12 protein-coding genes are annotated in these 13,842 nt (G+C 41.1%); 7 read left to right on the top strand and 5 right to left on the bottom strand.

Annotated features, from left to right (window positions below):
* Positions 1 to 97 precede the first annotated feature (97 nt).
* From MUN53_RS05825 to MUN53_RS05800, 6 genes are all read left to right on the top strand, one after another.
* Positions 98 to 1,105, top strand: coding sequence for a sensor histidine kinase (locus tag MUN53_RS05825; protein WP_243323859.1), 1,008 nt, complete (start codon positions 98 to 100; stop codon positions 1,103 to 1,105).
* Positions 1,102 to 1,806 carry a LytR/AlgR family response regulator transcription factor gene (locus tag MUN53_RS05820; RefSeq protein WP_243323858.1) on the top strand — a complete coding sequence of 235 codons (705 nt, stop codon included), beginning with the start codon at positions 1,102 to 1,104 and terminating at the stop codon, positions 1,804 to 1,806. The genes MUN53_RS05825 and MUN53_RS05820 overlap by 4 nt, the downstream gene beginning before the upstream one ends.
* 66 nt (positions 1,807 to 1,872) lie before the next feature.
* Positions 1,873 to 2,436 carry a nitroreductase family protein gene (locus MUN53_RS05815; protein ID WP_243323857.1) on the top strand — a complete coding sequence of 188 codons (564 nt, stop codon included), beginning with the start codon at positions 1,873 to 1,875 and terminating at the stop codon, positions 2,434 to 2,436.
* Complete coding sequence (locus tag MUN53_RS05810; protein ID WP_243323856.1) at positions 2,433 to 3,197, top strand: Rossmann-like and DUF2520 domain-containing protein; 765 nt, start codon at positions 2,433 to 2,435, stop codon at positions 3,195 to 3,197. The genes MUN53_RS05815 and MUN53_RS05810 overlap by 4 nt, the downstream gene beginning before the upstream one ends.
* 1 nt (position 3,198) lies before the next feature.
* The gene (locus MUN53_RS05805) at positions 3,199 to 3,720 is read left to right on the top strand and encodes a KdsC family phosphatase (protein WP_243323854.1); all 522 of its coding nucleotides are present in this window, start codon (positions 3,199 to 3,201) and stop codon (positions 3,718 to 3,720) included.
* Between the two features lie 199 nt (positions 3,721 to 3,919).
* On the top strand, positions 3,920 to 4,504 hold the full coding sequence (locus tag MUN53_RS05800) for a Maf-like protein (protein ID WP_022456107.1): 585 nt from the start codon (positions 3,920 to 3,922) through the stop codon (positions 4,502 to 4,504).
* Between the two features lie 14 nt (positions 4,505 to 4,518).
* On the opposite strand, the gene tamL is transcribed toward MUN53_RS05800, so the two are convergent.
* Entirely contained in the window at positions 4,519 to 6,873 is a 2,355-nt protein-coding gene (tamL, locus tag MUN53_RS05795) for a translocation and assembly module lipoprotein TamL (protein ID WP_243323851.1), read from the bottom strand.
* 78 nt (positions 6,874 to 6,951) lie between these two features.
* Between tamL and MUN53_RS05790 the strand changes: the two genes are divergently transcribed.
* Positions 6,952 to 7,728, top strand: a complete 777-nt coding sequence (locus MUN53_RS05790; RefSeq protein WP_243323849.1) for an RNA methyltransferase — start codon at positions 6,952 to 6,954, stop codon at positions 7,726 to 7,728.
* Positions 7,729 to 8,039: 311 nt separating this feature from the next.
* Here MUN53_RS05790 and MUN53_RS05785 read toward each other — a convergent pair whose 3' ends face one another.
* From MUN53_RS05785 to ileS, 4 genes are all read right to left on the bottom strand, one after another.
* Positions 8,040 to 8,828 carry a DUF4296 domain-containing protein gene (locus MUN53_RS05785; protein ID WP_243323848.1) on the bottom strand — a complete coding sequence of 263 codons (789 nt, stop codon included), beginning with the start codon at positions 8,826 to 8,828 and terminating at the stop codon, positions 8,040 to 8,042.
* A 6-nt stretch (positions 8,829 to 8,834) separates the two neighbouring features.
* Positions 8,835 to 9,452, bottom strand: coding sequence for a lipoprotein signal peptidase (locus tag MUN53_RS05780; RefSeq protein WP_022456112.1), 618 nt, complete (start codon positions 9,450 to 9,452; stop codon positions 8,835 to 8,837).
* On the bottom strand, positions 9,453 to 9,833 hold the full coding sequence (locus MUN53_RS05775) for a TraR/DksA family transcriptional regulator (RefSeq protein WP_022456113.1): 381 nt from the start codon (positions 9,831 to 9,833) through the stop codon (positions 9,453 to 9,455).
* Between the two features lie 217 nt (positions 9,834 to 10,050).
* A complete protein-coding gene (gene ileS / locus MUN53_RS05770) occupies positions 10,051 to 13,539 on the bottom strand; it encodes an isoleucine--tRNA ligase (RefSeq protein WP_243323847.1) in 3,489 nt (1,162 codons plus the stop codon).
* Between the last annotated feature and the right edge of the window lie 303 nt (positions 13,540 to 13,842).

The raw sequence follows: 13,842 nt of genomic DNA, 5'->3' as shown, positions 1-13,842 counted from the left end.
GTGATGAATACCGAAAATGTAGTGACGAACAAGCATTCGCTTGATGTTCATCTCTTCTTAAAATATCCTATCTTTGTGCAGGATAAAATTGCTCCTGATGAAGAATAATCATATTTCACTTTACATCGATTTGTTGTTTTGCCTGGTCATTATGCCGTTGGTCATTATGTTGCTTCCGGTAGATCATTGGATCGTGAATAACACGGCTTTTCTGGTGACGCTTGTCGTTTATGTCTATTTGCTTTATTTTGTTTACCGTTGGGCCTGTCTGCCCAAGATGTTCATGCAAAAGAATTATGTGCAGATCTCTGTGATGATGTTGGCGTTAGTGGGGATTACGGTGGCATTAACTTATTTTCCGATTCCTTCTGGCTGGGCTGATAGTACTACTAAAACGGTAGAAGCTCGTTTACGTGTCCGTACACAAACTATCTGGTTCTTTTTCCTTATGGTAACAGGATTTTCGTTGGCTATTGAACTGACTTTCGAACTATTTCGTCAGATTCTCTCCCGACAGGAAATGGAAGCCGAGAAAAATAAAGCAGAGTTAGCTCTCTACAAGGCTCAAATTAATCCGCATTTCCTTTTTAATACGCTCAATACCTTGTATGCCTTGGTCCTTTCTGGGTCAGAGAAAACCGAATCTGCATTTGTGAAGTTTTCCAACATTTTGCGTTATATGTATTCCCAAACCCATTCGGAAACGATACCCGTGAAACAGGAAATCGACTATATCCGGCAATATGTAGATTTACAGTCTCTGCGGTTGAATCGACATACCCAGGTGGAACTGACGGTAGAAACAGACAATGAACAAACTCCTGTTCCTCCCATGATTCTTATTACTTTCGTAGAAAATGCTTTCAAATACGGAACTTCGTCGGAAAAGGATTGTGTGATCCGGATTCTTATCCGTTTATATAATGGGCAGTTAATATTAGAAACTGAGAATCAGATTATGCGGACGCATGAGGAAGGAAGACCTGCTATCGGTATTGCTAATTGCCGGAAACGTCTGGACTTACTTTATCCCGACCGGTATAAATTATTGTCTGGTCCGGAAGGCTCTTTGTATAGAACAAAATTAACCATACAGTTACGATGAGAACGATTACGTGTATAGCGATAGACGACGAACCGATGGCTTTATTAGTCATCGAGCAGTTTTGTCGTCGCAAAGGAGGAATGGAGTTAACCACCTATAGTGAGCCTCATGTCGGTTTGGAGGAAATCCGTCGCCGAAAGCCAGATTTGGTGTTCTTGGATATTCAGATGAATAGTATTAGTGGGTTGGAGATAGCCGATTTGTTACCACGCGAGTGCTGTTTTATTTTCACAACCGCTCATGCTCAATATGCCCTCGATGGCTTTAATCTCGATGCTGTTGATTTCTTACACAAACCTTTTGCCTACGAGCGTTTTGAGATTGCAGTCGAAAAAGCAATCCGTCGCCTAGAGGCTCGTCCTGCGGCTGTTCCCGATTGTTTGGTCGTCAAGCAGGAATATAGCAATGTGAGTATTGCCTTGGAAGATATTCTCTATATTGAAGCTTTAGGAAACTACATCAAGATTTTCCGGTCGAGTGGTGGTTATGTCCTTTCGCACACGAACTTGAAAAGTATTCAGAAAATGTTGCCACCGGGACTTTTCCTACGTATTCATCGCTCTTATGTTATTTCTATTAAGAAAGTGGAGCGGTTTACGAAAAATTATATTCAATTGGAAAAGACAACTTCTTTGTTGCCTATCGGTGAATGTTATGCAGCTCAAGTCAATCAAGTGTTGACGAATGCGAAGGTGTTTTAGCCAAAATGTGACTGATTCGTATTATCTTTGTCTGCATAAGAATATATAAAGTAGAATAAAGAGCATATGAAAGACTTCGCATCATTGATCAAAGAGAGAAGAAGTACACGAAAGTTTACCAGCCAACTGTTGAATCCTGACCAAGTAGCAGCTATTCTGAAAGCAGGGTTGATGGCTCCGGCTTCAAAAAGGAAAAATCCGTGGCAGTTTGTTGTCGTGGAAGATAAGGAAATGTTGAAGAAACTGTCCGCTTGCAAACCGCATGGGGCTGCCTTTTTGGAAGGTTGTGCCTTGGCGGTAGTTGTTTTGGCAAACGTGATGGAAAGCGATGTTTGGATAGAAGACGCTTCCATAGCTTCTATTTTTATGCAGTTGCAGGCTGAAGATTTAGGGCTGGGTAGTTGTTGGTGCCAGATTCGGAATCGACAGACAGAACATGAAGAAGATGCTTCGCAGTATATTCGTGGATTGCTGAATATCCCGTATCAATTGGAAGTATTGTCGGTTATTGGTTTTGGTTATAAAGAGCAGCCCAACAAACCATTTGATGAATCTCGTCTGCAGTGGGAGAAGATCCATTTAGGTACCTACCAATTGCCGGAAGAAAAAGCAGAAAAGGACGAGGTATGAAAGTTGTCATTGTAGGTTCAGGAAATGTAGCTACCCATCTGTCGTTGGCGATGGCATCGTTGGAAGGGATTGAAATCTGTCAGGTTTATAGTCCTACTGAAGCCCATGCACAGATTTTGGCTGAACGGTTGAATTGTGATTTTATTACCGATCCTACTCAAATTCGGAGGGATGCTGATGTATATCTCTTTGCCTTGAAAGATCAAGCTTTGGAACCGGTAATACGTGCAGTGCCTGCCAACAACGGACTGTGGTTGCATACCTCTGGAAGCATGCCGATGCAAGTCTTTGCTGGTTATACCGAACGATATGGTGTGTTATATCCGTTACAGACATTCTCCAAAAGCCGGGAAATCTCTTTTCGGGGAATTCCGTTGTTTATAGAATGCCATCGCGAAGAAGATAAGAACTGCCTGGAAGATTTGGCTCGTCGTTTGTCTGGTAAGGTGTGCGAACTTTCTTCCGAAAAGCGGCGCTCGTTACATTTGGCCGCTGTCTTTGCCTGTAATTTTACCAATCATATTTATGCGTTGGCAGAAGAGATTCTGGCAAAAGAAGGTTTATCTCGCGATTACCTGTTTCCTTTAATCGATGAAACGGCAGCCAAGGTGCACGAACTGCCGGCACGGGAAGCACAGACAGGTCCGGCAATCCGATATGATGAAAATATAATTAACAAGCATCTGGGTATGTTGGCAGACTATCCGGACGTACAGATGTTATATCGTTTGTTGAGCCAGAGTATCCATAAAAAAGTCTGATATGAGTACGATTCCTTATGATTTAAGAAAGATAAAAGCCTTTGTTTTTGATGTGGACGGTGTGTTGTCGCGTGAAGTCATTCCTCTGTCACCTGATGGTGATCCGATGCGTACCGTAAATATAAAAGATGGTTATGCCCTGCAATTGGCTGTGAAAATGGGATATGAGGTAGCTATTATCACCGGAGGGTATACAGAAGCTGTACGTGTTCGTTTTGAACGGCTGGGTATTCGCCATATTTATATGCGAAGCGCGGTTAAGATCCATGATTATCATGATTTCTTACAGAAAACCGGATTAAAACCAGAAGAGGTTGCATACTGTGGAGACGACATTCCTGATTATGAGGTGATGCGCGAAGCCGGACTTCCGGTTGCGCCTGCTGATGCTGCTCCGGAAATAAAGCAGATCGCTAAATATATTTGTCAGAAAAACGGCGGTGATGGCATTGCTCGTGACGTGATAGAGCAGACGATGAGAGCACAAGGTCGTTGGATGCAAGGTGAAGCTTTTGGATGGTAATTTATAAATAAGATAATAATACTTCGGTAAATCTGGACCGAAGTATTATTTTATGGAAGAATAGATGATTTTTATTTTATTCGCTCACGTTGATTATATATTCGCCCACGGCGAACATATAATCTTCGACGCCGAATATATGTTCGCCCTGGGCGAATAAAGATTTCTTAATTATTAACACGAGAACTATTGAGGTAATATGTTGGAAAATTTAGCAGCTTATCGTATCATACTCGGTTCCAATTCTCCACGAAGGAGAGAACTGTTAGCCGGATTGGATCTTTCATTTGATGTGCATGTTATTCCTGGGTTGGAAGAGAATTATCCGGATTCGTTACAACCACAGGAAATACCGGTCTTTTTATCCAAGCAGAAGGCTGAAGCCTATTTGTCTACGTTGGAAGATCAAGTTTTATTAATTACAGCAGATACTATTGTCTGGAACGAGACGGAAGTAATCGGAAAGCCTAAAGATCGGGAAGATGCGATTCGTATGTTACGCAGTTTATCCGGGCATGAACATCAGGTCGTAACTGGGGTTTGTCTGACAACAACAAAGAAGCAGGAAACTTTTTCTGTTGTTTCTTCTGTTCGTTTTGCGTCTTTGACTGACGAAGAAATTATTTATTATGTTGATAAATACAAACCCTTCGATAAGGCTGGAGCCTATGGAATTCAAGAATGGATCGGATATGTAGGCGTTGAAAGTATTTCCGGGAGTTTCTATAATGTTATGGGGTTACCCGTACAACGCCTATATCAGGAATTGAAGAGATTTGTATAAAACAAGCTTTGCCATCAGAATGGATATCCGACGGCAAAATGCCAGGCAAAGTTATCAAAGTTAGGGTTCTTGATTGCCCAGCGATCTCCTCCGCGTTGTTGGGGATCGTAGGCTCTCATACCCGTGTCAAAACGAAGCAAGAAGAAATCGAAGTCTAATCGAAGTCCTAATCCGTATGATACGGCTATTTCTTTATAAAAGCGGGAAAAGTCGAAGTTACCGTTTGGATGATCCGGATCATTATGAAATAACCAGATATTACCCGCATCTACATAAGCGGCTAATTCAAATTTCCAAAATAACTTGGTGCGATATTCCAGATTTAGGTCTAAACGGATATCGCCGATTTGATCGGCAAATGTGCCTGCGTATTCCATCCCCATACTACCAGGGCCAAGAGAACGTACAGACCAGCCACGTACACTGTTGGCGCCACCAGAGAAATAACTGCGCTCAAAGGGGAGTTTTCGTGTGTTCCCATACGGATAACCGACACCAACACCAATGTGATAGGCAACCTTGTTTCGTGCATCAATTGCCATACTTTTACTGAAATCGAAATCTACCTTAGTAAACTGCGAATACGGTATGCCAAATAATTCATACATACCGTCAGGATTCTTCCCTTGATGTGTCAATTTCGAAATACCATATAACAAGTTTCCTGCCATTTCAAAAGAGAAACGCAGCGAGTGAGTATTCCGCAATTTATTCTGTGGGACATAATTGCTGAAGGAATACGTATAACCTGTTCCCAATACAAACTGGTCGGTAAAATTGTATAGCTTGGTAGATTCCGGCAGACTGTCGGCAAAAGCTCGATCTATTTTAGGTAAATGAACATAATCAATGTCTATCAACTTGAATACATGTTTTGCTTGGGTATTAAATCGATCTTGCCAAATGTAATTCCATCCTCCCGATAAAATAGCTCGTTGATATTCCGGACGTGTTTGGAAACTATAGCTTACTTTGAATTCAGTGGTTGCCCGCAGGCGTCGGGCAATACGTTCACTCAGGAAAGGGAACAAGAACTGAGGAAAAGAAATTCCTGTTTCTGCTCCAATTTCCCAATAATTGCCGACACTGTTGTCTGACGACGATCCTAGATTTTCGTATGCTCCCCTGATTTTGGCAGTAAAAGCTTCCGAACCTTTGAATAGATTGCGATGTTGATAATTGATACTCGATGCAAATCCTAGATCTCCGGCAGAGTTCGTTCCTTCCAAATCCACGCCGAAACCTTGTAGCTTACTAGGTGAAGTCAGGATTGTACAATTCAGTTTAAGAGAATCATTTTCTTCAAACTCCTGAAAGCGAAGGTTGATGTTTTTCAGTGCACGTAAACGGGCAAAGGATGAATACGTTTGTTCTACAGAACGTTCATTATATAGTCTGCCAGGCATTAAATACACAGAACGAGCTAAGACAGAAGGTCTGATAAATCGGCCGTTTTTCCCATACACAATTTCTATGTGACCTTGGTGTAAAGTATCCGTTAATTGAAGGGCATTTTCACTTTCCGGTTTTAAAGGGTCATAATCGGATAGAATTGTTATTTTGTTCAGGTAATAAGGACGATGCGGCATTTCCTGGATATTTCCATCAGGTAATAACTTTCTGTATGGTTTTAAGAACATTTCCAGATCTACTACATTCTTTTGGAATGAGCTATCTGCCAGATAAGTCAAATATTCTTTGTTAAAACCATAATAACCCCGATAACGAAGTAGCTTAGTAATCCGATCACGTTCCTGGTCCAACATGTCACGGTCAAATAAACAACTATCTAGGATGAGTGAAGTATAATCATCTGTAGAAGTATGAAATGCATTTGACAACCAAGAACGTTTTCTAGGCTTTATATGAGCAATACTATCAATTACGGGATCATTTAATCGCATCTGATAATCTCTGATACGGTAAGGCTCATTGGAATGGATGGTATAAGTGACAGTTGCTTTTTTATGTTTACTGGTATCAACTCTATGAGTCACTTGTGCATTTATATATCCTTTGTTAATTAGGAATTGCTGCAATTCTTTTTCAGATTCAGTTATCAGAATCGTGTCCATGATGACTGGAGCTTCTCCCATACGGCGAAACTGCTTGTTGAACCAGTTTTTTTCATTCTTTCCAGACCAATTGTACAGATATAGCTGCCATTTCATTAATCCGAATACTTTAAAATTAGGACGTTGTTGAAGATAATCCCGAAGTTCAGACGATTTGAATTGTTTATTGTCTGAAATGATTTCAACTTTGTCCAACAAATATTGATTATCCGGAACAAATTTGGTGGAACTACATCCATTCAATATAAGTATGCTTACCAAACTAAGCAATAGATATTGCAGGAACTCCTTCATTCGTATTTGTTTTGAATCACAAAAATAGTTGAATTTGCAGAATATTTCTCTATTTTTGCGAGGCTAAAATAAGGAAAGATGCTTAGTAAAAATAAAATAAAGTACATACATTCGCTGGAATTGAAGAAAAACCGGATTGCGGAACGAGCTTTTGTTGCTGAAGGGAATAAGTTAGTAGCTGATATGCTTCCTTTTTTCGCTTGTAAGTTGTTAGTGGCTAAACCTTGCTGGATGGCAACACAGGGAGATATTTCTGCCGAAGAATTGCTTGTGGCTGAAGAAGAGGATATTCGGAAGGCGAGTTTCCTGAAGAATCCACAAGATGTATTGGCCGTTTTTGCTATGCCAGACTGGCAAATAGAAACGGCTTCACCGCAGCAGGATTTGGTATTAGCTCTTGATGGAATTCAGGATCCGGGGAATTTAGGAACGATTATTCGCTTGGCCGATTGGTTCGGTATTGAGCATATTGTATGTAGTAAGGATACGGCTGATGTATTTAATCCGAAAGTTGTACAGGCAACGATGGGAGCTTTGGCTCATGTAAAGGTTTGTTATACGGATTTGGAAACTTATTTGACAGCTTGTCGTAAGCAATCCATACCGGTGTATGGTACTTTTCTGGATGGAGAGAACATGTATGACCGGACCATTTCATCTCGAGGTGTGATTGTAATGGGAAATGAAGGAAATGGTATTCGGCCAGAAATTGAAGCATTAGTTTCAGAGAAACTTTATATTCCCAATTATCCACCAGAGAGAGAAACAGCGGAATCATTGAATGTGGCAATTGCCACTGCTGTAGTCTGTGCTGAGTTCAGACGCAGAGAGGGGATGAAGCCGGATTTGAAATAAACGGACTTTTTCTCCCAATCCGGGAGTATGCAAGGCTTTCTCCATGAAAAAAGTAATTAACGAAGAATAGTCAGGAAATTGTTTGGATGACAGCCAATGACGAATTTCTTCTTGGGTAGGAGCTAATGATGCAGGAACTGCTAATAGAATTCCTTCGACAAAGGAAGTTCCTGCTATTTCTTCTGTGAGAGGAAAATATCGCTGGAGATTTCCGGTTGCATCCAGTTCCAAGCAATGCATTTTGTATGCCTTCGTTCCTAATAATAGAAAATGAGTTGCCCAACGTGACATAGTAAACTCTTTGTATTGGGTTAATTTTCTCTGGGCTTTACTTCTTTAGTAGTCTCAAAGCCTACAGATTTGTAATTGTAACGCATGAGAGAAATACTATCGGTGTAGATTTTATAATAATTCATATCCCGATTGTTCAGATAGATGAAACCATATACACGTTTGGTACGTTTGGTGACGACACTCTTGAGTGTTGTCTCATGATAACCGTCACGCATGATTTGATCGTTGATAACGACCGTTGTGTCTCCTTGATCCAAACAGATACGGATTTGAGGTTTATGCTTGGCTTGTTGAGGAATACCCCATACGTTCATACCTAGTTTAAATGTACTTCCCGGCGGATAGGATTCTTTGGGTTCTATGTTGAATGTAGTTCCGTTAAAAGAAGCCTTGGGCGAGAAGGTAAGATAGTTTCTTCTTGACCAAATGTCGACAGAATCACTCTTTTGAGTGTCAACCTCCGTCCTTTCAACATCTCCTAAATCATGGATACGATCTTCTATATCTTTGCTGACCAAATTGTATACGCGCATGTAGATATCCAGATTCTGTGCATACCAAGTGAGTGAACTGTCGTATTCAGCTTGTGTAATATGATATTTATTGAACACGGATTCGTATAAGGCCAACTTTTTAGCATCGTCCCTGTAAGTATCCTGATCAGCATTGATGATAGCTTCTGCTATTTGCATGTCTGCCAGGACTGCTCGCATTTCCTTTTGAGAAAGAATATTCTCGGGTACCGGACTACAAGCAGATAGTGCGCATAAGGAAGTTAGACCGTATATGAACCAGTGTTTACACATATTACATTATTTTTCTTCGTTACCCAAACTTTTCGAAAACGTGTTTCGATAGAACAATAAAAGGAGGAATACACCTACACAGATAGCAGAGTCTGCCAAATTGAATATCGGACGGAAAAAGATGAATTCCTGACCACCCCAAATAGGTAACCAATCAGGCCATGTTGTCTCAATAAGAGGGAAATAGAACATATCTACTACTTTACCATGTAGCCAACCGGCATATCCGCCTCCTTCCGGAAATAGCGTTGCTACTTGGCCAAAACTATGGTCGAAAATAACGCCATAGAAAACGGAATCTATAATATTACCGATGGCTCCTGCCAGAATGAGTGAAACGCAGGCGATGAATCCGAATGGATAATTCTTTTTCACCAATGAATATAGGTAGTAACCGATGAAACCGACGGCTACAATTCGAAAGATTGATAAAAATAACTTACCAATCACTTCTATACCGAAGGCCATGCCCGGATTTTCTGTAAAATAAAGATAGAACCACGAAGTAATCTTTATACTTTCGTGCAATTCCAAATGAGTTTTGATCCAAATTTTCAAGATTTGGTCTAAAAGAAGGAGCAGTATTACAATGCATACTGCTCCTTTTCCTTTTGAATATTTCATTTACTTTGCGCCTCCTTGTTTAGCTTCAATACTTAATGTTGCGTGAGGTACAGCCCGTAACCTTTCTTTCGGAATCAGTTTCCCAGTTTCCCGGCAAATGCCATACGTTTTATTTTCGATACGTACTAGCGCTGCCTGCAAATTCTGTATGAATTTCATTTGTCGCTGTGCCAATCGGCCGGCTTCTTCTTTGGAAAGGGTAGTGGCACCTTCTTCCAGAACTTTAAATGTAGGTGATGTATCAGCTACATCGTTTCCATCTGAATTGGTAACACCCGATCTCAACATTTCATAATCTCTTTTTGCTTTTTCAAGCTTGTCTAATATGATGGCTCGAAATTCTTCGAGTTCCGCATCTGAGTATCTTGTCTTTTCTGCCATGGCAAATTTAATTTTAAGTTTAACATTCAAGTTTATTATTCAAAAACGGCTTTTATGGAAATATCTTTACCGATTTGTCGGCAAAGATAATATAATTATCATATTATGCGCATTTTTGCAGGAAAAAATGACGGAGGGCGCGGATTTCAAGCCTTTCCGCGCCCTCCATCAATATTTACTTCAATTTATTTGTTCGTATTATCTTTCCGACTTCTGATTAAATTTTCTCCACCTTTACAGCTAATGTGAAATCTTCGAAGTCAAGTGATGTAGCATCTGAAATCGGTTTGGCTGTTATAACAAGGTTATTGGCCAATACCTGTGACTTGATGTACTCTTGATAAGCTTCTACGGCTCCATCCATTTCTGCTGAAGATGCAAGGGTAATGTTTACTTTGTCTGTAATCTCGAAACCGCTGCTCTTGCGCAGATTTTGGATACGGTTAACCAATTCGCGGGCAAGTCCTTCCTTCTTTAACTCGTCGGTTACGGTAATATCGAGCGCTACAGTCAGTCTACCTTCGTTGGCAACCAGCCATCCTGGAATATCTTCGGAGATGATTTCTACATCTGCTCTTTCCAAAACTGCTTCCTGACCATCTACCTGTAGAGTGAATGTTCCAGCCTTTTCAAATGCATTGATATCGTCTTGACTCATCTGCTGAATAGCGGCAGCAAGGGCTTTCATAATCTTACCATAACGCGGGCCGAGTTTCTTGAAATCTGGCTTGATACGTTTTACTAAGATACCTGCTGTATTATCCACAAACTTCATGTCTTTTACGTTGACTTCGTTCAGGATAAGCTGTTTTACGGCTTCGATACTTTCCTTTTGGTGCTCGTCCAAAACAGGAACCATTAAGACATGCAACGGCTGACGAACCTTAATGTTAACCTTACGACGCAATGCCAATACCATTGATGAGATAGTTTGTGCCATCTGCATTCTTTCTTCCAGATTCTTGTCGATAAGTGCTTCCTGACATACTGGGAAGTCTGACAAGTGAACAGAATAAACTTGCTCACGACCTGTTACAGAGATCAAATCGCAGAATAACTGATCAGCATAGAACGGAGCGATCGGTGCCATCAGTTTAGCTACAGTTTCCAAACATGTATATAATGTCTGGTAAGCCGACAACTTGTCTTCTGTCAATCCACCCTGCCAGAAACGTTTGCGGTTCAAACGAACATACCAGTTACTTAAATGGTCATTGACAAAATCTGAAATAGCACGTCCGGCGCGAGTCGGTTCGTAGCTGTTCAGGAAGTTGTCTACGTCTTTAATCAACGAATTAAGCAGAGAAAGAATCCAGCGGTCGATTTCCGGACGCTTTTCCCAGGCAACTTCCGGTTGCGAGAAATCGAATCCATCTACATTTGCATACAGGGCGAAGAATGAGTACGTATTATATAAGGTACCGAAGAATTTACGACGAACTTCTTCTACGCCTTCAATATCAAACTTCAAGTTGTCCCACGGTGAGGCGTTAGTGATCATATACCAACGTAATGGATCAGAACCGTATTTCTCGATCGTTGCAAAAGGATCTACAGCATTGCCCAATCGTTTTGACATCTTGTTTCCATTCTTGTCGAGAACCAGACCGTTAGAAACAACAGCCTTATAAGCCACACTGTCGAAGATCATCGTTGCGATGGCATGCAATGTGAAGAACCAGCCACGAGTCTGGTCTACACCTTCTGCTATAAAATCAGCTGGATAATAGGTACGACTGTCTACCAATTCTTTATTTTCGAATGGATAATGTAATTGTGCATATGGCATAGCTCCTGAATCGAACCAAACATCGATCAGGTCACTTTCGCGTTTCATCGGCTTGCCTGAAGGTGATACCAAAGTAATATCATCTACATATGGACGGTGCAAGTCTATCTTTTCGTAATTATCTTTCGTATAAACGCCCGGTTCGAAACCTAATTTCTTATATGGATTCTCAGTCATGAATCCTGCAGCAATAGCTTTTTCGATTTCGTTGTACAGTTCTTCTACCGAACCGATACAGATTTCTTCACCGTCTTCACTACGCCAAATCGGAAGCGGAGTTCCCCAATAACGAGAACGGCTTAGATTCCAGTCGTTCAAATTCTCCAGCCACTTACCGAAACGGCCTGTTCCGGTAGATTCCGGTTTCCAATTGATTGTCTTGTTGAGTTCAATCATCCGGTCTTTACAAGCTGTTGAACGAATGAACCAGCTATCCAACGGATAATACAATACCGGCTTGTCGGTACGCCAGCAATGCGGATAATTGTGTACATGCTTTTCGATCTTGAAAGCCAAGTTAGCTTGCTTCATCTTCATACAGATATAAATATCCAGTGATTCGGCAGCTTGGGCAGCTTTCTCGTCGTATTTGCCATCGATGGTAAATTGTGGATCATAGGCATTCTTTACCCATTTACCTTCGTATTCTTTGTATTTTTCTACATCCACACATTCGGCAACGAATTTTTCATCCAGTTCGTCCAACAGATAGAATTTACCGGTCAGATCAACCATCGGGCGGGTTTCGCCTTTCTTATTAATCATAAACAACGATGGGATTCCGGCAGCTTTTGCCACGAAAGCATCGTCGGCACCGAATGTCGGTGCAATGTGAACGATACCGGTACCATCTTCCGTTGTCACATAATCTCCAGCAATTACCCGGAATGCTTTGGCAGAGGCTTCTTTCCATCCGTCTTCAGTAGCTTCTACTGGTTTTACCCATGGAATCAGTTGCTCATATTCCATACCAACCAAGTCAGTACCTTTATATTCTCCAACCACTTTGAATGGCACCAATTTATCGCCTGGCTTGTAGTCTTCCAAAGCAATTCCTTCTGCTTTTTTGTTGAAATGAGCATATAAAAGAGGCTTAGCCAAAACGACAGTCATTTTTTCGCCGGTATACGCGTTGTAAGTTTGTACGGCTACGTAATCAATCTTCGGACCAACGCAAAGGGCGGTGTTGGATGGCAAAGTCCATGGAGTAGTAGTCCAAGCGATGAAATAAGGAGTTCCCCACTGCGTCATTTCCGGCTTCGGATTCTTCATCTTGAACTGGCCTACTACAGTGGTGTCTTTCACGTCCCGATAACATCCCGGCTGGTTCAATTCGTGAGAACTTAAGCCAGTTCCAGCTGCCGGAGAATACGGTTGGATAGTATAACCTTTATATAAAAGGCCTTTGTTGTATAGTTGCTTCAACAACCACCACAAAGTTTCGATGTACCGATTGTCATATGTGATATACGGGTTCTCCAGATCTACCCAATATCCCATCTTTTGTGTCAGGTCGGTCCATTCTTTGGTGAACTTCATGACATCTTTACGACAAGCCGCATTATATTCGGCTACAGAGATCTTTTTGCCAATATCTTCTTTGGTAATACCTAATGATTTTTCTACGCCCAATTCTACCGGCAGTCCGTGAGTATCCCAGCCCGCCTTACGGTTCACCTTGTAACCTTTCATGGTCTTGTAACGACAGAAAATATCTTTAATCGAACGGGCAATGACGTGGTGAATACCCGGCATACCGTTAGCAGAAGGTGGTCCTTCGTAGAATACGAAAGAAGGATGACCCTCGCGGATTTCAAGACTCTTGTGGAAGACGTCGCCGTCTTGCCATTTCTTCAGTATTTCCTTATTCACATTCGACAAGTCGAATTTTGAATATTCGGCAAATTTCTTACTCATATCGTGATGTTATTTGTTTTGCTACAAAAAATTACGCGCAAAGGTAGCTATTTAATTTCAAATAGACAACGGAGAACAGTTAGGAAGCATGATGTAAATGTGTCTCTTTTCTCTTTATTTTTTAGAAAAGTTTCTCAGAAGTAAGGCTGATATGTAGACAGGCTAAAAAGGTTCTGGGTATGTATGAAAAAATTTGTCATGCTACAGATTTACTTTACACCCATTTAACAAAAAAAGAGAAAGCAATGGGAAAGAAAGGAATCAGTCATCGCAAATTCAGTATTGAGTTCAAATTGTCCGTTT

Origin of the sequence: Parabacteroides faecalis (genome assembly GCF_022809355.1) — a bacterium.
GTDB classification, from domain to species: domain Bacteria; phylum Bacteroidota; class Bacteroidia; order Bacteroidales; family Tannerellaceae; genus Parabacteroides; species Parabacteroides faecalis.
Note: the sequence above shows the minus strand (reverse complement) of the source record. Positions and strands in the feature narration are given on the sequence as shown.